General features: G+C 66.8%; 20 protein-coding genes and 1 tRNA gene. 10 read left to right on the forward strand and 11 right to left on the reverse strand.

The features are described from left to right. The 5 genes from PWF70_RS02165 to PWF70_RS02185 all read right to left on the reverse strand — a co-directional run bounded on the left by PWF70_RS02165 (position 1) and on the right by PWF70_RS02185 (position 3,789). A complete protein-coding gene (locus PWF70_RS02165) occupies positions 1–1,383 on the reverse strand; it encodes a signal peptidase I (RefSeq protein ID WP_155224959.1) in 1,383 nt (460 codons plus the stop codon). Further along, positions 1,376–1,963, reverse strand: a complete 588-nt coding sequence (locus tag PWF70_RS02170; protein ID WP_155224960.1) for a SipW-dependent-type signal peptide-containing protein — start codon at positions 1,961–1,963, stop codon at positions 1,376–1,378. Before PWF70_RS02170 ends, PWF70_RS02165 begins: the two co-directional genes overlap by 8 nt. Beyond that, entirely contained in the window at positions 1,960–2,544 is a 585-nt protein-coding gene (locus PWF70_RS02175) for a signal peptidase I (protein ID WP_196222024.1), read from the reverse strand. Before PWF70_RS02175 ends, PWF70_RS02170 begins: the two co-directional genes overlap by 4 nt. Before the next feature lie 17 nt (positions 2,545–2,561). Beyond that, entirely contained in the window at positions 2,562–3,071 is a 510-nt protein-coding gene (locus PWF70_RS02180) for a hypothetical protein (protein WP_155224962.1), read from the reverse strand. Between the two features lie 82 nt (positions 3,072–3,153). Beyond that, complete coding sequence (locus PWF70_RS02185; protein WP_286352822.1) at positions 3,154–3,789, reverse strand: alternate-type signal peptide domain-containing protein; 636 nt, start codon at positions 3,787–3,789, stop codon at positions 3,154–3,156. A gap of 273 nt (positions 3,790–4,062) precedes the next feature. Here PWF70_RS02185 and PWF70_RS02190 point away from each other — a divergent pair, with 273 nt between their 5' ends. The 4 genes from PWF70_RS02190 to PWF70_RS02205 all read left to right on the forward strand — a co-directional run bounded on the left by PWF70_RS02190 (position 4,063) and on the right by PWF70_RS02205 (position 7,329). Then, positions 4,063–5,352 carry a lipase family protein gene (locus tag PWF70_RS02190; protein ID WP_042378172.1) on the forward strand — a complete coding sequence of 430 codons (1,290 nt, stop codon included), beginning with the start codon at positions 4,063–4,065 and terminating at the stop codon, positions 5,350–5,352. 126 nt (positions 5,353–5,478) lie between these two features. After that, positions 5,479–6,153, forward strand: a complete 675-nt coding sequence (locus PWF70_RS02195; protein WP_006359002.1) for a hypothetical protein — start codon at positions 5,479–5,481, stop codon at positions 6,151–6,153. Positions 6,154–6,312: 159 nt separating this feature from the next. Further along, positions 6,313–6,744, forward strand: coding sequence for an organic hydroperoxide resistance protein (locus tag PWF70_RS02200; RefSeq protein ID WP_035754701.1), 432 nt, complete (start codon positions 6,313–6,315; stop codon positions 6,742–6,744). Between the two features lie 111 nt (positions 6,745–6,855). Then, complete coding sequence (locus tag PWF70_RS02205) at positions 6,856–7,329, forward strand: Dps family protein (RefSeq protein ID WP_006359004.1); 474 nt, start codon at positions 6,856–6,858, stop codon at positions 7,327–7,329. Positions 7,330–7,431: 102 nt separating this feature from the next. Here the strand turns inward: PWF70_RS02205 and PWF70_RS02210 are convergent, their stop codons facing one another. Continuing rightward, positions 7,432–7,959 carry a hypothetical protein gene (locus PWF70_RS02210; protein ID WP_035754768.1) on the reverse strand — a complete coding sequence of 176 codons (528 nt, stop codon included), beginning with the start codon at positions 7,957–7,959 and terminating at the stop codon, positions 7,432–7,434. A 208-nt stretch (positions 7,960–8,167) separates the two neighbouring features. On the opposite strand from PWF70_RS02210, the gene PWF70_RS02215 reads away from it, so the two are divergent. From PWF70_RS02215 to PWF70_RS02225, 3 genes are all read left to right on the forward strand, one after another. Beyond that, complete coding sequence (locus tag PWF70_RS02215; RefSeq protein ID WP_035754703.1) at positions 8,168–9,619, forward strand: hypothetical protein; 1,452 nt, start codon at positions 8,168–8,170, stop codon at positions 9,617–9,619. 65 nt (positions 9,620–9,684) lie between these two features. Next, entirely contained in the window at positions 9,685–11,043 is a 1,359-nt protein-coding gene (locus tag PWF70_RS02220) for a DUF2252 domain-containing protein (RefSeq protein ID WP_006359007.1), read from the forward strand. Positions 11,044–11,112: 69 nt separating this feature from the next. After that, positions 11,113–12,501 carry a dipeptidase gene (locus tag PWF70_RS02225; protein WP_035754705.1) on the forward strand — a complete coding sequence of 463 codons (1,389 nt, stop codon included), beginning with the start codon at positions 11,113–11,115 and terminating at the stop codon, positions 12,499–12,501. On the opposite strand, the gene PWF70_RS02230 is transcribed toward PWF70_RS02225, so the two are convergent. Continuing rightward, on the reverse strand, positions 12,498–13,559 hold the full coding sequence (locus PWF70_RS02230; RefSeq protein WP_372512889.1) for an acyl-CoA dehydrogenase family protein: 1,062 nt from the start codon (positions 13,557–13,559) through the stop codon (positions 12,498–12,500). The two genes, PWF70_RS02225 and PWF70_RS02230, sit on opposite strands and share 4 nt — an antisense overlap. A 195-nt stretch (positions 13,560–13,754) precedes the next feature. On the opposite strand from PWF70_RS02230, the gene PWF70_RS02235 reads away from it, so the two are divergent. Both PWF70_RS02235 and PWF70_RS02240 read left to right on the forward strand, forming a co-directional pair. Next, the gene (locus PWF70_RS02235) at positions 13,755–14,210 is read left to right on the forward strand and encodes a helix-turn-helix domain-containing protein (RefSeq protein WP_035754710.1); all 456 of its coding nucleotides are present in this window, start codon (positions 13,755–13,757) and stop codon (positions 14,208–14,210) included. 187 nt (positions 14,211–14,397) lie between these two features. Further along, positions 14,398–15,651, forward strand: a complete 1,254-nt coding sequence (locus tag PWF70_RS02240; protein ID WP_051405984.1) for a serine hydrolase domain-containing protein — start codon at positions 14,398–14,400, stop codon at positions 15,649–15,651. Positions 15,652–15,682: 31 nt separating this feature from the next. Here the strand turns inward: PWF70_RS02240 and PWF70_RS02245 are convergent, their stop codons facing one another. Beyond that, complete coding sequence (locus tag PWF70_RS02245; protein ID WP_035754712.1) at positions 15,683–16,297, reverse strand: lipocalin family protein; 615 nt, start codon at positions 16,295–16,297, stop codon at positions 15,683–15,685. Positions 16,298–16,439: 142 nt separating this feature from the next. Continuing rightward, a complete protein-coding gene (locus PWF70_RS02250; RefSeq protein WP_035754714.1) occupies positions 16,440–16,865 on the reverse strand; it encodes a DUF7144 family membrane protein in 426 nt (141 codons plus the stop codon). Between the two features lie 200 nt (positions 16,866–17,065). Between PWF70_RS02250 and PWF70_RS02255 the strand changes: the two genes are divergently transcribed. After that, positions 17,066–17,139: transfer RNA gene (locus PWF70_RS02255), tRNA-Pro, on the forward strand. A gap of 104 nt (positions 17,140–17,243) precedes the next feature. Here the strand turns inward: PWF70_RS02255 and PWF70_RS02260 are convergent. Together PWF70_RS02260 and PWF70_RS02265 are read right to left on the reverse strand one after the other, a co-directional pair. Next, entirely contained in the window at positions 17,244–17,435 is a 192-nt protein-coding gene (locus tag PWF70_RS02260; protein ID WP_035754773.1) for a hypothetical protein, read from the reverse strand. A gap of 11 nt (positions 17,436–17,446) precedes the next feature. Continuing rightward, positions 17,447–18,142 carry a haloacid dehalogenase type II gene (locus PWF70_RS02265; RefSeq protein WP_035754716.1) on the reverse strand — a complete coding sequence of 232 codons (696 nt, stop codon included), beginning with the start codon at positions 18,140–18,142 and terminating at the stop codon, positions 17,447–17,449. Positions 18,143–18,144: the final 2 nt, after the last annotated feature.

Here is an 18,144-nt window from a genome sequence, read left to right on the forward strand (position 1 = left end):
TCAGCTCTCCGGCACGTCATAACCGCGAGGGGAGGCAGACGTCGAGCTGGACGCCGATGCATCGGGTTCGGGCTCGGCGGCGGCCGGGGCCGCGGTCGTGGGTTCGGTTGTCGTGGATGGTTGTTCGTGCTCGCTGGGCGATTCGGTGACTTCCGGTCTACCGGGCGTCGTACTTGTCGATGGCCCGACTTGGGGGGATTCACGAGTCGAGCTGGATGGGTCGTCCGGTGTGGTCGAGTCGGATACGGAGGGGCCGGCGAACGAAGGAGTCGGACTAGTCGATTGAGCGCCCCGCGCCGTGGCGGCCGTCCCCGCGGTGGTCACGGTTCCGGAGGTGTCGCAGCGTGACTGAGCTGCGGTCTTGTCGATACGCCGGGTCAAGCCATCCACCGAGATCCAGTTGGTGCCGACGAGGGTGTACACGACGACGTTGAAGATGAGGATCGGCGGCAGCCCGGTGAGCACAGCAGGAGTGAGGCGAAGCGTGAGAGTTCCGGAAGCCTGAGCGGGGACCTCGTATGTTCCGAGGTTGATTCCTGTCAACCCGCGATAGGCGAGGCGGTAGCGATAGTCCGCTCCCACGACGGGCCACGTGAGAATCGCGGTATTGATCTCGAAGATGTTGCCCTCAGTGGTGCATGTGAGCGACGCGATCCTCGGGGCCGTGCCCATCGTCAGGGTGACCTGACCTGCGGTCGTGTCGGTGAACGCGGCGCGCGCGGGTGACGGTTCCGCGAAAGTGAGGACGGCCGCGAGTGTGAGGGCGACAACCGGTGCGCCCGTCCGCCATTCACCGAGCGCGTGCCGTGGCCCGTCGGGTCGGGCGGGGCCGATCGGAGTGTTCGCCGGGTCGGGACCATCGGGCGTGTCGCCTCGCGGCACGCGGCGCCGCGGCCGGAATGTCACCACGAGAAGCGTTGCAGCCAAGATGATCCCGGCTGCCAGAGCAGTGGGCGTCGACGACCACGCGATGAGATAGCCGAGGTAGGGTGCGTCGAGGAGTACACGTTCGACGTCGGTGACCACGTAAGGGGCCGCGTCGGCGACGTCGTTGGCGTCGCCCTTCAGAACGAGCGGCACGGAGTTGCCGGTGGGTTCACCGACCGATTCCACGCGATGTGTGATCCGATTCCCGTTGTCCGCGAACACACTCACGACGTCGCCGGGCACGATCTCCGTCGCCGGTACCGTGCGGGCCACCGCCAGGGAACCGGTCGGTATCGCCGGGGCCATCGAACCGGAGCGGAACACGAGCGGTGTGACGCCGAAGATCAACGCCGCCAGGGCGACCAGGATGCAGACGACTCCGGCCACGGCGGACACACTGAGCGCGACGTCGGCGATCCGCGTCGCCCGGCTCCGTGGCGTCTCATGGTCAGACACCTGCCACCGCCGTTCCGGTGAACGTCACGACCACGGTGACCGGTGCGCTCTGCAGGGTATTGGCGGCTGCGGTCGGCAGCGTGAGCTGCATGCACAGGGGGTCGGTGCCGGTGGTGGCGGCCAGTTCCCCGCGGTTCCCGAGGATCGGTGTGGCCGAGGCGGTGATGGCCTGTCCGGTCAGGACCGGTGACGCCGTGCAGGTGTTACCGCTCACCGAACCCCCGACGGCCACCGACAGGGTCATTGCCCGTGCGCCCTCGGTGGCCCCCCGGATCGTCGTCGTGTACATCGCCGCCGACGGCCCGCGGTTCTGGACATTGATCATCACCGCTCGCGATTGCCCGGGGAGAACGCCTGTTCCGAGATTCAGCGCCAGCGGTGCAGTTGTCGTCGCATTGACGTTGTTGAGCCACAGATCGACCGAACCCGTGGTGAACGTGCCCGATGTGGTGGTGTTGGTGGCCGACCACGCGGCCATCGTGCCGACGGTTCCGAGCCCGAAGACGATGCCGCAGGCGAGCACCGCTCGAACCCGCGTCGACCGCAGGACGGTGGAGACCCGGCGCACCACGTCGGTCATGGATTAGGCCTCGCACGTGCACGCCTGACCTCGACCACCGCGCCGATGAGTTGGAACAAGGCGTACACCCCGAGGGCGCCGGCGAGAACGGACACGACCAGAACCCGGGTGTCACCGGTCAGCCAGTTGTTGACGTATCCGAGATAGGGGATCGAATACCACACGGTGCCGCGGATCTGTTCGGGTTTGACCGGTGCGGCGTCGGCCCGAGGATTGTTGTCCCCCTTGGTGATATAGGTGCGCGTACCGTCGCTGTTCATTCCCGACGCGATGATCCGATGCGTCACGACCTCCGGTTCGCCCGACCGGAGTTGGTAAGTGACGACCTCTCCGGTGGCCAGCCGGTTCATATCCCCGTCGCGGGCGACCACCAGGGTTCCGGGCGGGTAGGTCGGGCGCATGGATTCGGTCAGCACGGTATACGGCTGCGCACTACCGAGGAACGGTACGACGATGAGCGCGAGGACGAAGGCCGTGGTGATGATCAGGAGCATCCACGTCACGATCGTCGAGACCCACCACCAGGGGCCGGTGCGCTCGGATTCGTCGGTGGACCGGCCGGCCGTGTGGGTGTCCCTCATACGGGTTGGGTTGGCGCTCATAACTGTTCCGCTCGGAAGACGAAGGTGTGGGTGTAGGTCGCCGGCTGGGTGCCGGTCACCGTGTTCAACGTGCTCCGGATGCACCAGGTCTCCTGAGCGCCGGGGTTCAGCGTTCGGAACGTCGACGTCACCGCGGTCGGTCCGGTGATCGCGGACAGCGTGGCGAATGCACTGACCGACCCGAGCGCTGATGTGGCGGTGCAGGTTCCGCCGACCGCCCCGGCGAGTGTCACCCCAACCGTCGACGCCGTCGACGGTTGGGGCCCGGCAGAGGTGAGCCGATACTGCAGGCGGGTCGTCCCGGTGTTCACTATGACGAGTGGCGCCTGTTTGAACTGGCCTGGGATCAGTCGCGCGCCGGTGAGTTCGGGGAACGTGTACGTGCTACCGGAACCCGACCCCGTCGACAACGACAGTCGGCCGGTGGTGACTTGACCGGGGGCCGCGGATGCCGTGTCGGTCCAGTAGGCGCCGGTCGACCGCACCGATGCGGCGATGAGAATCACCACTGCGACGAGAACGGCTGACCCGGCAACGGGACCGAGAAGGTGACGCCTCATTTCGGGCGTGAGGTCGGCGAATCGAGGCCTAGGCGCGTTCCTGCTGCAGTGTCACCTGCAGTTGAGAGAGGTTGATGGTCTCGTTGATGCCGACCTGACCCGGTGTGTCCCGGCTGAAGTTGACGGTGACCGTGACGTCGACGGTCTTGCCGTTGTCTTCTTCGGTGATCAGATTGGAGGGGATGGCCTCGCCGTCGAAGGTGGCGATGTTCGTGATTGTGACGTGCGGAATCAGGGCCGCAGGTATCACATTCTGACCCTGATTGGTCGTCGTGATCCGCGCCGCCAGATTGTCTCCGTCGGCGGACACGAGGTAGCTGGCGGTGTACTGGAGAACATCGCCCGGCACCATCCGGAACGTGACCGGATCAATGGTGACCGGAGTGGTGGGATTCGAGATATCCTGCCACTGACCGGCATTCACTGCTTCCAGATCCAGTGTGCCGGTCTGGACGTCACCGGAGTCGGTGGTCTCAGTGTCGCTCCAGAGCGCAAAAGTTCCGAGGCCGCCGAGTAAGAGCAGGACGGCCGCGACGGCGGCAATTATCCCGTTACGAGCTTTCTTGTTCATGTCACACCTCTGGTCGATTGGTTCATCGATTCCGAGAGGCAACCTGTGCTCGATTGTCGGAATCACCGCAATGCGGGCTGAATCTGCAGCCAATGGTATTGGTCAACGGTGCGTCAGAGAAGGTAAACGACGCTAAATTTCGCACTATCACGTCACACTCAAATCCCTCTATAACGGATTTGTAACGTTATTCCCTAATGGATGACAAAAAGGCGTTGTTAGTTCTTGTTTCGCCGATCGTCGCACCCGGCCCGGGCGATGAGGTGCCACCGCGCGGCCTGGCTGCACCCATCCCTGATCACAAGGCACCGGCCGCTGCCGACCCAGTCACCTGACTCAACTTACTGTGGGGTAGGTTACTCGCCCATGAAGCTGAAGTCGGGAATGAGCGTGGGGTGGCGCCGCAGGTCACGCCTGCGAAAGACCACGATTGCGGGTGCGGTGGCAGCTGCTTGTGCGGCTGCCGTGATGAGTCCGGCGCCGGACGCGACTGCGGCCGATTTCTACACACCGCCGGCATCCTTCGCCACCGAGCCCGGCTCGGTGATCCGGAGTCAGCAGATCCCGCTGCTCCTGCAGATCCCAGGTGCTCCCGGACAGTGGCCGGGTACGGCCCGCAAGGTCATGTACACCTCGACCTACCAGGACGGAAAGCCCGCGGCGGTCACCGGCACCGTCGTCGAGCCGACCGCGCCGTGGGCCGGGAAGGGTCCGCGCCCGACCGTCGTCGTCGGCCCGGGCACCATCGGTCAGGGTGACCAGTGCGCGGCGTCGAAGCTGATGAGCCTGCCGATGTCGATCGACATCACCAAGCCCAGCATCGGCGTCAACTACACCGCGCCGGAGATGTTCTACATGCTGCTCAACGGTGTTCGGGTGTTCGTCACCGACTACATCGGCATGGGCACCCCGGGAATCCACACCTACGTCAACCGCTCGGAGACCGGCCACGCCATGCTCGACGGCGCCCGGGCGGCGTTGCGCGCGTCGGGAGCCCCGGCCGACGCGCCGGTGGGATTCGCCGGCTACTCGCAGGGCGGTGGCGCGGCCGCTTCGGCGGCCGAACTCGCCGCGACCTACGCACCGGAACTGAACGTCCGTGCCAGTTACGCCGGTGCGCCGCCAGCCGACCTGGCGAAGGTCATCCCGGCCATCGACGGGAGCACCATTGCCGGGGCCATCGGCTTCGCCATCAACGGCCTCACCCAGCGGTACCCGCTGGTCGCCGACGTCGTGCAGCGGGAGACCAACTCCTCCGGAAAGGCTGCGCTGAAGCACATCTCGACCAGCTGCATCGGCGACATCATCCCCGCCTTCGGTTTCCAGCAGACGAAGAACTGGACCCGCACCGGCGAGACGCTCTCCTCGGTGATCGCACGGTCGCCGGTGGTGCAGAAGGTCGTCGGCGAACAGCGCATCGGTCGGCTGAAGCCGAACGCTCCCGTCTTCCTCGAAGGTGGCCTCCACGACGACGTGATCCCGTATGGCCAGGTTGCGCAGCTCGCCGCGGACTGGCGGGCCCAGGGCGCCGACGTCCGGTTCGTCACGAACCCGACGCCGCCGATCCTGACCAAGTCGATCGTCAACCACGTGGTCCCGATGCTCGGCACCTTCCTGCCCGGCATGGAGTTCGTCCTCGGCGAGTTCCGGAAGTAGTCGAAGCGCAGAACCACTCGACGCGGATCCACTCGACGCAGGACCACCCGAACCGCAGACAGGGTCCGCCGGCATCGCTCCGGCGGGCCCTGTTCGTACCGGTGGCCCGGATGGCAGGATCGAAGGATGACCGATCCGCACGGGCCGGGGGACCCCCACGATCGGGACCCCGAACGCATCCCGACTCAGGCAGAACTCGACGCCGAAGATCTCGCCGAGTTGGAACGATCGTCGCGCGACCGCGACCAGGCGGCGCTCTACCCGCCGCGGCCGGCCGACCCGGGCAGCCCGCCCGCGGCCCTGGCACTCCACGCCCGCGTCGTCTGGTGGGGTGCGGCGGTCATCGGACTGGTCCTGGCGGTATACGGCTTCTTCAACCTGAGCACCATCACCGACGACCTGCGGCAGCGCCTCCTCGAGGGGGTCGTGACCGACCCGGCCAACTCCGCACCGGAGGACCAGGTCGAGACGCTCGCCGGATTCTTCCCGCCGTTCATGCTGGTCATGATCGTTGTGGTGCTGGTGATCGAGTACCTCCTCCTCGTGGCCGCGGTGACCCACCACAGCCGCCACTGCCGCAACTTCTTCCTCGCTGCCGTGGTGGTCCACCTCCTCTGCATCCCGGTGGGCGTCGACCTCCTCTTCCGCTATCCCGACATCTCGTCGACGATGGTCGTCATCAGCTGGGTGCAGTTCGTACTGCTGGTGATCGCCGCCCTGCTCACCGCGCGCCGGTCGGTCAACATCTGGCTGCCGGAGTCGACCCGGATGAAGCCGACCCGCATGCTGCGCGGTCGCTGACACCGTGGAGTGTCGTATCGCTGCCGACACTCCACGGCCGGTTTGTAACGCCCGCCACCAGGCGGTTTGGTCGGAATGAATACGGGTACAGGCCGGTTGGAAAGAACGTTGGTTCTACGCAGCTGAACATCCACCCACCTGAACCCAGGAGGATCTCCGATGGCAATCGAACCCGTGTACACCATTTCGTCCAAGGCATCCGGCGGAGGACGCGACGGTGAGGTGGTCTCGGCCTCGGGCCAGATCGACCTCGACCTCCAACCGCCGAAGGAGATGGGTGGCAGCGGCGACGGTTCCAACCCGGAGGAGCTCTTCTCGGCCGGCTACGCGGCGTGCTTCCTCGGAGCACTCCGAGCGACGTCGAAGGCGGCAGGAAGCCCGGTGCCCGACGACTCCACCGTCAACGTGACTGTCGGCATCGGCAAAGACCCCGCCGACGGTGGCTTCGGACTGACCGTGGCGATCGATGTCTCGATCCCCGGCGTCGACGAGGCGAAGGCACAGGAGCTTGCGAACAAGGCGCATGAGTTCTGCCCGTACTCCAAGGCCACCCGCGGCAACATCGAGCAGAAGGTCACCGTCACCGTCTGACGCGTCGCCCACCAGAACCAGTCGTTTCTTCCATCCGACGGGGCGTAGAACTCTGTCCGACACAGCCCTGCGGTAGCACCCCAGATATGACAAGAAAGGACGCTCTTGATCATGACCACCCCCATCACCAGCACCCTCACCGACGAGCAGCAGTCCGTGGCCGGTAAGGCCCTGCAGGACACCCTGGTCGACCTCATCGACCTCACCCTGATCGCCAAGCAGGCCCACTGGAACGTCGTCGGCAAGCAGTTCCGGTCGGTGCATCTCGACCTCGACGAGCTCGTCACCGTGGCCCGTGAGTTCACCGACGCCGCCGCCGAGCGCGCGACCGCCATCGGCGTCAGTCCGGACGGCCGTGCCGAGACCGTGGCCAAGACCGCCAACACCAAGGGCTTCGGCGAAGGCTGGACCAAGGACACCGAGGTCGTCGACGCCGTCGTGGCGAACCTGAAGGCGGTCATCGCCGGTCTCCGCGAGCGCATCGAGGTGACCGAGGAAGCCGACCCGGTGACGCAGGATCTGCTCATCTCGTTCGCGTCGAAACTCGAACAGCTGCACTGGATGTGGCAGGCGCAGTCCGCCTGATCAACCGGATGAGCCCTCAATCGGGGCCTCTCACAGCAACGGACCCCGCCACCGGCGGGGTCCGTTGTATTCGACTGTCTCGGTGGCTCTTCGACGAAGGCGTCAGTCGCCCGCCGGCTCGCCGGTCTTCTTGTCGGCCACCTCGGCAGCGGGCGTGGACACGCCCGCGTCGTCGTCGGCGTAGGAATCGCGGAAGGAGACACGCGGGGTCGACGCCGAGTGGTACAGCGCGATGCCGGTGAAGACGAGTGCGGCCAGGATGAAGATCGCCGAGGCCGCGATCGTGACGATGTGGACCACGGTGGCGTACACGCCGTCCAGCGGCCCGACCGCGACTGCTCCCGCGGCGGCGAGGACTGCACCCAGCAGGGCCCAGGCCGCCGAGCGAATCCACGGCGCCACCACCGATGCGTAGAAGAGACGCTGATAGATGGTGAGCGAGAACTCGTCCACCGCTGCCAGTCGGACCTCGTCATCGCCTGCGAGCTCGCGCAGCTCGCGCGCCAGTGCTGTTTGTCGTTGCAGGGTTGTGGACTCCCGTTCGCGGTAGCGCACGAATGCAGCCGCACCGAACGCCGACGCGAGAAGACCCAACCCGACCATCACACCCCAATAGTCCACGGCACACACGCTACAACGCGGTCCGACACCGCTCGTGAACCAGGTCACATGCCCGCCGGTCGGTGCCGGTCACGACGGTGTGGGCCGAGGACGGGTGCTTGCCGGAGGTCGTAGGGACGTGCTGCCGCTGATACGTTGGGCGACCGTCTGCGCCAACGCTGGTCGAGACCCATCCGACCCCTGGTCGAGCGGAGCCGAGGACGGGAGGAATGCACTGGTGACGATTCGGATGATCGGGGCGTCGATCGTCTGCGTGATGGTTGGGCTCTTCATCAGCGCATCGGCGGGGCAGGCCGAAACCGACCGGGTCCTGGCGTTCGCCGACCCACGGCCGGGTGCCGCCGTTCTGACCGGCGCGGAACCGGATTCGGTCCTCGTCAGCCGCGAGTTCTACTCCCGATCCGACGAGGCGATCCTCCTCGGGCCGGGTGCCCTCGACGATCCCGAAACCCGGCAGCGCGTCGCAACGGCCGCCGGTGAAAAGCACGTCCCGGTGCTCACCGTGCGCCCGGAGACCGCGCACAGCGTCGATGAGGAGTTGCGGCGGCTCGGTGTCCAGCGGGCGGTCCGCGTCGGCGAGATCGACGGGCTCGACAACCGCAGGTCGATCGACCTCGAGGACCTGCGCGGCAACCTGCGCCCGAGCGCGGACGAGCCGATCGTGATGGTCGCCCGCGGTATCCCGATGGACGCGATGCTGACCGCCCGTTCTGCGGGGCGCGTCGTCGAGGTGCCCGTCCCCGACCCCAGGGCAGGTGCCGACGCCGTCGCTGCGGTGAGCGGCGCGTCGTCGGCGACCCCGATCCGCGCGGTCGGTCCCGGCTTCGGCGACGACGAGACGTTCGCGGCCCGTGTCGATCAGGCGCGTCGGACGCCGGAGCTCCCCGGCGGTGGGCAGATCGTGTTCCCGGGCCGTCGAATGGTCGCGCTGTACGGTTCGCCCGATGCGCCGGCGTTGGGTCCGCTCGGCCGGCAGGGCATCGAGGCGTCGATCGACCGCGTCCGGCGACTGGCCGCCGACTATCAGCAGGTCAGCGCCGAACCGGTGGTCCCGGCGTTCGAGATCATCGCGACCGTCGCGTCGTCGGAGCCGGGCGAGGGGTCCCGGTATACGAACATGATCGACCCGGAAGTGCTGCGGCCCTGGGTCGAGGCCGCCGGCCGCGCCGGGGTCTATGTGACCCTCGACCTCCAGCCCGGACGCATGGACTTCCTGGCGCAAGCCCAGCGGTATGCGGACCTCCTGGCGCTGCCGCACGTCGGGTTGGCGCTCGACCCGGAGTGGCGTCTCAAGCCGGATCAGGTGCACCTCACGCAGATCGGGTCCGTCGAGGCCGACGAGGTCAACCGCACGTCGGATTGGCTCGCGGGGCTGGTACGCGATCGGGGACTGCCGCAGAAGCTGTTCGTGCTCCACCAGTTCGACGCCGGCATGCTCGCCCAGCGGAAGAACATCGTCACCGATCGACCCGAACTGCAGGTGGTCCTGCACGCCGACGGGCACGGGACGCCGCCGGTGAAGATGGAGACCTGGCGCAGATTGCTACACGATCTCCCCGCGGGAGTGTGGATGGGCTGGAAGAATTTCTACACGGAGGACAAGCCGACGTTCTCGCCGGCGACGACCATGGCGGTCGCGCCGACACCCTGGTTCGTCTCGTACCAGTAGCGCCGGGAGGCCCACCTCCGGGCTCCGACCGGTGCCCGGGACACGCTCCACAGGGAGGAGCCCCGGTGACCACCACCCCCGCCGACCTGGCCGCCTGTCCGACGCGCGGCGAACGTGCCGACCCGCTGACGATCCTCGCCGCACAGGCGCGCAACCGCGTGCCCGAACTCATCCCCGTCCGGCACGCGCGGATGGCGGCGACACCGTTCACCTTCTATCGCGGCGCCGCCGCGGTCATGGCCGACGACCTGTCCCGGACCCCCGACACCGGCATCATCACCCAGCTGTGCGGGGATGCCCACCTCAGCAACCTCGGCCTGTTCTTCAGTCCGGAGCGTCGAATGGTGTTCGACCTCAACGACTTCGACGAGACCCACATCGGTCCCTTCGAATGGGACGTGAAACGACTGGCCGCGAGTTTCGCGATCGCGGGACGTGACAACGGGTTCGACGACACGACCAACCGCAAGATCGCCAAGACGGTGGCGAAGGCGTACCGCCGGACCATCAGACGGAGCGTCTCGATGACGACCCTCGAGTGCTGGTACGCCGGAATCGATGTCGAGTCCATGTTCGCGGATCTGGGCGATCGCCTGGACACCTCGATGACCGAGCGGACGCAGAAGGCATTACGCAAGGCCCGGCACCGCAACAGCGCGCAGGCCCTGGCCAAACTCTGCGAGATCGACCCGGATGGCAACGCGCACATCCGCAGTGAACCGCCCTTGTTGGTCCCCCTGACGGAACGCTTCACCGACGAGGACGCCGCCGTGGTCGAGGAACGGGTCCGTGAGCGCGTCGACAGTTACCGGGCGACACTGCCGTTGCATGTGCAGACCCTGCTTGCCCAGTTCTCGCTCGTCGACATTGCGTTCAAGGTCGTCGGTGTGGGCAGTGTCGGAACCCGCGCGTGGATCGTGCTGATGATGGGCAGAAATTTGGAGGACCCGCTCTTCCTGCAGGTCAAGGAGGCACAGCGGTCGGTCCTTGCCGATCATGTGCCGTCATCGGGTTTCGACAACCAGGGACAGCGCGTCGTCGAGGGCCAGCGGCTCCTGCAGGCAGCCAGCGATCTCTTCCTCGGCTGGTCGACGGGACTCGACGAGAACGGCGATCGCCGTGACTTCTACGTGCGCCAGCTCCGCGACGGCAAGGGGTCGGTCGTCGTCGAAGCGCTCGGACCCGATGCGATGAAACTCTATGCGCGCCTGTGCGGGATGGCACTCGGTCAGGCGCACGCCCGCACGTCGACGCGGTTCGACATCGCGCGGTATCTGTCCGAGACAGCGGGTTTCGCCGACGCGATGGCGGAGTTCTCGATCTCCTACGCTGATCTCAACGACGCCGACCACGTCCAGATGACGGCGGCGATCAACCGTGGCGAGCTGAGTGTGCACGACCTCGCCGCGGAGGGAAAGAGCTGACGCGTGCCCGGCTGTGGTACACAGACCGCAGGGCGAACCGACAGTGAGAGCCGACAGGGAGACGTGTGCATGGACGACGCGACATTGCGGGATCGGGTGCGGGAGTTGATGGCTCGCGCGAAGTCGGATCTGGCGGAGATGGTGCGGTTCCGGTCGGTCCACGACCCGCAGCAGTTCCCGCCGGAGGAATGCGACGGGATGGTCGACTGGCTGCTGACGGCCTTCCGTGAGCTGGGCGTCGACGATGTCGCCGCGCATGTGACCAGTGATGGTTCCAAGGCGGTCACCGGACAGATCCCGGGCCCCGAAGGCGCGCCGACGGTCCTGCTGTACTTCCACCACGACGTGCAACCTCCGCTGGGTGACGACGAATGGGATTCCCCGGTTTGGGAGCTGACCGAGCGCGACGGTCGCTGGTTCGGACGCGGAGCCGCCGACTGCAAGGGCAACATCGCCGTACACCTCACCGCGTTGCGTGCGCTCGCCGGCGACCTCGGCGTCACCGTGAAGATCATCGGCGAGGGGTCCGAGGAACAGGGGACCGGCGGACTCGAGCACTTCGCGGTCGAGAACCCCGACCTGTTGCGCGCCGACGCCATCCTGATCGCCGACTCCGGCAACTTCGCCGTCGGCAGACCGAGCCTCACCACGACGCTGCGCGGCATCGCCAACATCGACGTGTCGGTCGAAACCCTGGAATCGGCAATGCATTCCGGGATGTTCGGCGGAGCCGCACCCGATGCGCTCGCCGCCCTCATCTCGATGCTCGCCACCCTGCGCGACGAGCACGGCAACACCACGATCACCGGCCTCGAAGCCGACGCCGAGTGGCCCGGCGTGTCCTATCCACCCGAGCAGTTCCGTTCGGATGCAACGGTTCTCGACGGCGTCGAACTCGTGGGGTCCGGGTCGGTGTCGGACATGGTGTGGGCGCGGCCGGCGGCGACGGTGCTCGGTATCGACTGCCCACCGGTGGTCGGGTCCTCCGCGGCCGTCCAGCCGCGGGCACGGGCGCGCATCAACCTCCGCGTGCCCCCGGGAATGGACCCGACCTACGCCCAGGACGCGCTCATCGAACACCTCAAGGCGGTCACCCCGTGGAATGCGCGGGTGTCCTTCGAACGCGAGGCGGTGGGTTCGCCGTTCGTCGGCTCGACCTCCGGCCCGGCCTACGAGGCGCTCACCGACGCGCTGGCGACCGCCTACGGCAGCGAGGTGCTGATCCAGGGGCAGGGCGGCTCGATCCCCCTGTGCAACGTCCTGCAGAGCACCTTCCCGGACGCCGAGATCATGCTGTTCGGCGTCGAGGAGCCGCAGTGCCTCATCCACGCGCCGAACGAGAGCGTCGACCCGACCGAGATCGAGCGGATCGCGCTCGCCGAGGCTCTCTTCCTGCGTGATTACGCGACGCGCACGGCGCAGGCGCAGAAGTCGGACGCCACTACCGGCGAGGTCTAGCGGGGGTCGGGTGCGTCGGCGAACCGTCGGACGAGGAGGTCCTTCAGCTCGGGCCGGCTCGCCGCGACGAGGATGAACGAGGCCTCACGGAACAGGCGCTCCGCGTCGTTGCTGCGGCGCAGTGCCTCGCCGCCGCGCGCCGCGACCAGGGCGGCGACCGCGTCCAGGGCGAGTCGGGCGGCGTCGGCGCGGGCCGCCAGCAACGCCGCGGCGTCGTTCATCGCCGAGTCGAGGGTCACCCGTGCCTCGTCAGCGCGCTCGCGGAGTCGTCGTGCGGCCGGCGCCTGTCCCGCGACGTCGAGGAGTGCCGTGCAGCGTCGGACGAGTCCGAACGGCAGCGTGCCGTTGAGGCGTACGCCGACGTTCTGATTGGCGAAGAACTCGTCGAGCGTGACCCGGCTGACTACCCGGGCGTCGGGAACCGCGAGGCCGCCGACCTGCAGTGACACAGTCGCCGTCGCCGCCGCGGCCGTCAGCTCGACCGGGGATGCCCGGACGTCGGTCGAAAGGTCTGCGGTGGGCAGGATCGCGGCGATGACGTCGTCGGTCGCCGTGTCGCGGGCGGAGATCTGCAGGAGGTCGACGACACCCCAGCCGCTGACGAACGGGGCATGCCCGCTGAAGATCCAGCCGTCGTCGGTGCGGGTGGCGGTCATCCGGGGCGGAGTCGGCACGACGCCGGCGTAGGCGACCCCCGCCCGCAGTCGGCCGGAGACGGTCGGCTCGAGCAGTTCGTCACGTAGCGACGGGTTCGCGGTTCGCGACAGCGAGATGACGACACCGTGGTGCTGGAGCCAGGTGAACGCGGTTGACAGGCAACCGCTGACCAGTACCTCCAGGATCTCCGTGACCTCACCAAACTCGAGCCCGGGTCCGCCGGCCTCGACCGGGGCGGCGATTCCGTAGAGGCCGGCGTCGGCGAGCGCCCGCCAATGGGATGGGGGTACGACGCCGGTCCGGTCGACCTCGGCGGCGGCCGGGAACAGGACGTCGTCGGCGACGCGAAGCGCCGCTGCTCGCAGGGTGCTCCGGCGCATAACCGGGTCCTGGTTGCTCACGGCGTCCACATTACGTCGCAGGAGAAGTGGACGTCTGACCCACTCCCTGAGCGAAGTGGATAGGGAAAGTCCGCGTCCCGCAGCACAATCCCGTGACAAGGACCTGTCGATTTGGGACCAAAGGCCCAAGACCGGGGATCGGCCCGTCGGTAACCTCTGATGTGGGTTGGAGGAGACTTTCGTGAAAGGAATCAGGTGGGCCCAGGTCCCAATGGTGGTGACGGGCAAGTGATGGACATTGCGCCGGAACGTGTTTCGCCTAGCGAGCAGGTTTCTCGTGTCGGAGTGTCTGACTTGCGTACCAGTGAGCGGTATCTACGCGCCGCAGTCACCGACCTCATCGAGCGTAATTTCCGCGACCCCGATTTCAGTGTCGAGGTGGTCGCACGGCACCTTCACGTGAGTCGACGGCACCTCTACCGGGTCCTCGCCGGCAGCCCGACGTCGCTGGCCGAGATGATCGCCGACCGTCGTCTGGAGTGGGCGCGTCGCCTGCTGACGGGTCCGGGGAACCTGAAACTCGAAGCGGTGGCGCATGCTTCGGGCTTCGCCTCGACGGCGACGATGCGCAACCGCTTCCGCGCCAAGTTCGGTCTCACGCCCGACGAATTCCGGCGCACCGCACTGGCAGCCGACGCAGAAGCCAGTTAATTGATTTCGGCGCAAGCACTTTGGTGCTTGCGCCGAAATTGCGTAGCGGCATTCGGGGCCCATCGTGAGTCAATGCATCCCGGCTACCTGGTGCCGGAATTGTCGGGATTGGGCACGGTGACGTCTCTCGCGTGATACGACTACATCGCACGTCCGTCATGGAACGGGCCGATGGAAGGCGTACAGCGTGAAGAGCTTCCGATGTCGGCCGCCGGGACGGACGCGCGGCCGTGCACCGCTCGTCTCCATCGTCACGTGTGGCCTGGTCCTGTCCGGGTGCTCCTTCGATGGCTCGGCAACGGAATCGAATCCCGAACTCAAACAGGTCGATGTCGCAGCGATGAGCGCAACCCTCGACGACACGATCGAGGAACTCCTGGTACCCGGTGCCCTCGCGCTGATCCAGACCCCGGCAGGCACCTACACCGTCTCGGCCGGCACCACGACAATGGGCGATGACATCGCGCCCGCGGCCGCCGACCAGTTCCGGATCGGATCGGTCACCAAGACGATGACCGTCGCCGCAGTTCTACAGCTGATCCAGGAAGAGAAGATCGGCGTCAACGACCCGATCGACAAATCCGTCCTCGGCGTTCCCGAGGGTTCCGAGATCACCATCGCGCAGTTGATGAGCATGCGCAGTGGATTGCACAACTACCTCGACACAGACGGATTCCGTGCTGCCTTCGGATCGGATCCGACGAAGGTGTGGGCCCCGTCCGAGCTCCTGGCCCTCGGCTTTTCCCAGCCCTCGGGCTTCGCGCCGGGCACGCAGTTCGACTACTCCAACACCAACACCGTCCTGCTGGGCCTGGTCGTGGAGAAGGCGGAGGACAAGTCCCTCGCGCAGGTGTTCGCCGACCGGTTCTTCGGGCCTCTCGGCCTGACCCGTACCTCGCTTCCCGCCGCGACCGACACGACCCTCTCGGCGCCGTTCTCGCACGGATATCAGTATGGCCCGCTGCAGGTCTCGGACAAGCCGATGACGCCCGAGGAGACCGCGGCGGCGAGAGCCGGGTCCCTGCTACCCAACGATGTGACGGTGATGAGCCCCTCGTGGGCCTGGGCGGCCGGTGGCGTCGTCTCGACCGCCGACGACCTGATGACCTGGATCAAGGCGTTCGTCGGCGGAGATCTTCTCGACGACGCCAACCAGCAGCTGTGGTGGGACAGCATTCGGATCCAGCACGACGAGGATCCCCGGGTGTTCTACGGCTACGGGATCACCGAGGTCCGGTTCGGGGAGAACCGCCTCACCTATCACGAGGGCCAGCTCCCCGGTTTCAACACGATGGCGGTCCATGACGAGGCGAACGACGTCAGCATGGTCGTCTGGACCAATCTCTCAGTCACACAGGACGTCGACAATGCGTTCACCGTGATGGCGAGACTGCTACAGCACATCTACAACACCCCGGCGGACACACCACCAGCACGGTGAGGGGCCCGCCGACGGCCTATGGGACAGATCCTCAGATCGTGCAGAGCGGGGAGTAGTCGCTGCGGCCGCCGGTGGTCGGTGAGACGAGGAACGTGCACGGGTTGAATCCGACCTTCTCGATCTCCTTCGTCAGGCGACGCAGTTCGGCGTCGGTGACGACCTTGTCGCGGGAGAGCAGGAATCCCGAGGCGCGACTGGGATCGCCGACGATCGAGTACTTGTAGGGGCCGTTCGGGTTCTCGCCGTCCTCGATGTGGGCGATGATGTAGTTCGGCGCCCCGTTGGGGTTGATGCTCGCCGGCGTCTGCGGGAACCGAACACTCAGCTGGGCGTTCGACTTCGTGTCGACGACGGTGGCGCGGCCGAGCACTCCGCCCTTCATGCCCGTCGGTCCGGTGCACTGGTTGTCGACGCCGATGGTCTTCTCGTCGATCCGGGTGTAGAAGGCGTTGGTGTCCTTGGCGCAGGTGACTCCCCAGAACGAGGGAACTGTGGCGAGCTGCCACCACTTGCCGAGGTAGCGGTCGATGTCGACCTTCTCCACCGGGGCGAGGGGTGCGGCCTGTGCCGAACCGGTTCCGATGACGAACCCGAGACCGACGACGATGCCGGCCACGAGGGCTGCGAGGGTGCGTGTGACGCGCATGCTGTTTCCTTTCGTGGCCCGATCATCTCCGTCGAGCCCCAACGGGCTGTTGACCAGGGGTTCGGACCACAGCGGGTCACGGATGGGTCGTGGGCATCCTGCAGGCCTCGTCGGCCGGCGTCGTCGCTGGTTGAGCGGGAGATTACAGGTTGTAGGCGTTGTTCGGGTTCCAGGTGGAGACCGCCCAGATGACGATGAGGTCGAGGACGATGATCAGGATCGCCCACGCCGGGTAGTAGGGCAGCCACAGGAACTGGGCGATGATCGACAGCGAGGCGATCACGATGGCCGCGATGCGCGCCCAGTCAGCGCCGACCGCGAGACCACCGGCGATGAGGATGCCGATTATGCCGAGGATCAGGTGGATCCAGCCCCACGCGGTGAGGTCGAACTCGAAGACGTAGTTGCGGCCGACGACGAAGAGCTCGTCGTTGGCGATCGCCGAGATGCCCTGGAAGACCGAGACCAGGCCGGCGACGAACAGCAGGGCCGCGGCGACGATCGAGATCCCGAGGGCGAAGCCCTGCTTGGCGGACGAGTTCGCCTGCTGATCGGGGGAGGCGCTCATGATGGCGTCCTTTCGTGTGGGGTGAACGCCGGCGCCCAGTGATCCTGAGCGACGGCGCGGGGGGTTGTTGCGGGTGGACCTTAACCAAGAATGGGACGTCCGACCCGGATACCACAGCGTTTTGCTCACTTCGGGCACATCTTTGACCAGGCGATTTAGTACTCGGCGGGGGGCCGGTATAAGCTATCGCAGGCTACACACGGGGTGTGGCGCAGCTTGGTAGCGCGCTTCGTTCGGGACGAAGAGGTCGTGGGTTCGAATCCCGCCACCCCGACAGAGATCGACCACGGTCGGTCACCAAGATGTGTTGGTTGAGACACAAGCAGTGAGACCCCGGTCCGCAGAGATGCGGCCGGGGTTTCCTCGTTTTCCGGGTCCTCAGGCGTCCTGCTCGGAGGAGGTGCGACCGCCGACGTGCGCGACGATCGTCGGGTCGTCGCTGACGAACCGGTCGACCTCTTCACCGCCGTCGCAGCGCAGCAGACTCACCGTGATGCCCTCCGGGCCGCGGTGGACGACCCGCCAGCCGGCCCCGGAGTCCTCCCAGCGCCGCAGATCGTCGAGGGTCATGTCGGTGCCGCTCAGCAACCCAGCTGTCGGGCGAGGTCCAGCAGATCCGACGCGTGGAAATCGTTGTCGGGTGACCCGGAATCGTCCTTGGGTTCGCCGCCCCACTCGTCCGGACGCTCGATGAACGCGGTGCGCAGGCCGAAGGATCGTGCGGCGTCGAGGTCGGCTTGGTGCGTCGCGACCATCATCACCTCGTTCGGTTCGACCTCGAGGAGTTCGGCCAGGCCGCAGTAGGTCTCGCGCGCGGGTTTGTAATGCCGCCAGAGGTCGGAACCGCCGATGACGTCCCACGCGAAGTCGTCGTGCCGGGCCATGTCGGTCAGCAACGCCACGGTGCCGTTGCTCAGCGCGCACACGATGAAGTCCCGCTTGAGTCGACGAATCCCCTCGGCGGCGTCGGGCCAACCCGGGATGACCCGCCACGCACGTACGAGCGCGCGGCTCTGATCGGCGTCCAGCGTCACGTCGAAGGCCGCCGCGACCTCGTGGAGGGTGTCGGTCTGTAGATCGTCCAGACGGCGCCAGGGGAGCTCTCCGGCCTCGACGCGCGCGAGGATAGGTGAGTAGCGACGACGCCACTCGCGGGCGAAGTCGGCGGCGGCGACGTCAGGCACGGTGTGTGCGACGGCACCGGAGATCCCGGTGAACCAGTCGGTGACCGTCCCGAAGGTGTCGAACGCAAGGACCTTCACCCCGAGGGAGTTCACGA

The sequence above is a fragment of the Gordonia sp. Swx-4 genome (assembly GCF_030316175.1).
Taxonomy (GTDB): Bacteria; Actinomycetota; Actinomycetes; order Mycobacteriales; family Mycobacteriaceae; genus Gordonia; species Gordonia alkanivorans.

Bases quoted from the DNA above. Each gene is read 5' to 3' on its own strand.
- PWF70_RS02170 (WP_155224960.1), bottom strand. From the start codon at position 1,963: ATGACCGACGTGGTGCGCCGGGTCTCCACCGTCCTGCGGTCGACGCGG.
- PWF70_RS02175 (WP_196222024.1), bottom strand. From the start codon at position 2,544: ATGAGGGACACCCACACGGCCGGCCGGTCCACCGACGAATCCGAGCGC.
- PWF70_RS02190 (WP_042378172.1), top strand. From the start codon at position 4,063: ATGAAGCTGAAGTCGGGAATGAGCGTGGGGTGGCGCCGCAGGTCACGC.
- PWF70_RS02195 (WP_006359002.1), top strand. From the start codon at position 5,479: ATGACCGATCCGCACGGGCCGGGGGACCCCCACGATCGGGACCCCGAA.
- PWF70_RS02200 (WP_035754701.1), top strand. From the start codon at position 6,313: ATGGCAATCGAACCCGTGTACACCATTTCGTCCAAGGCATCCGGCGGA.
- PWF70_RS02205 (WP_006359004.1), top strand. From the start codon at position 6,856: ATGACCACCCCCATCACCAGCACCCTCACCGACGAGCAGCAGTCCGTG.
- PWF70_RS02225 (WP_035754705.1), top strand. From the start codon at position 11,113: ATGGACGACGCGACATTGCGGGATCGGGTGCGGGAGTTGATGGCTCGC.
- PWF70_RS02245 (WP_035754712.1), bottom strand. From the start codon at position 16,297: ATGCGCGTCACACGCACCCTCGCAGCCCTCGTGGCCGGCATCGTCGTC.
- PWF70_RS02250 (WP_035754714.1), bottom strand. From the start codon at position 16,865: ATGAGCGCCTCCCCCGATCAGCAGGCGAACTCGTCCGCCAAGCAGGGC.
- PWF70_RS02260 (WP_035754773.1), bottom strand. From the start codon at position 17,435: ATGACCCTCGACGATCTGCGGCGCTGGGAGGACTCCGGGGCCGGCTGG.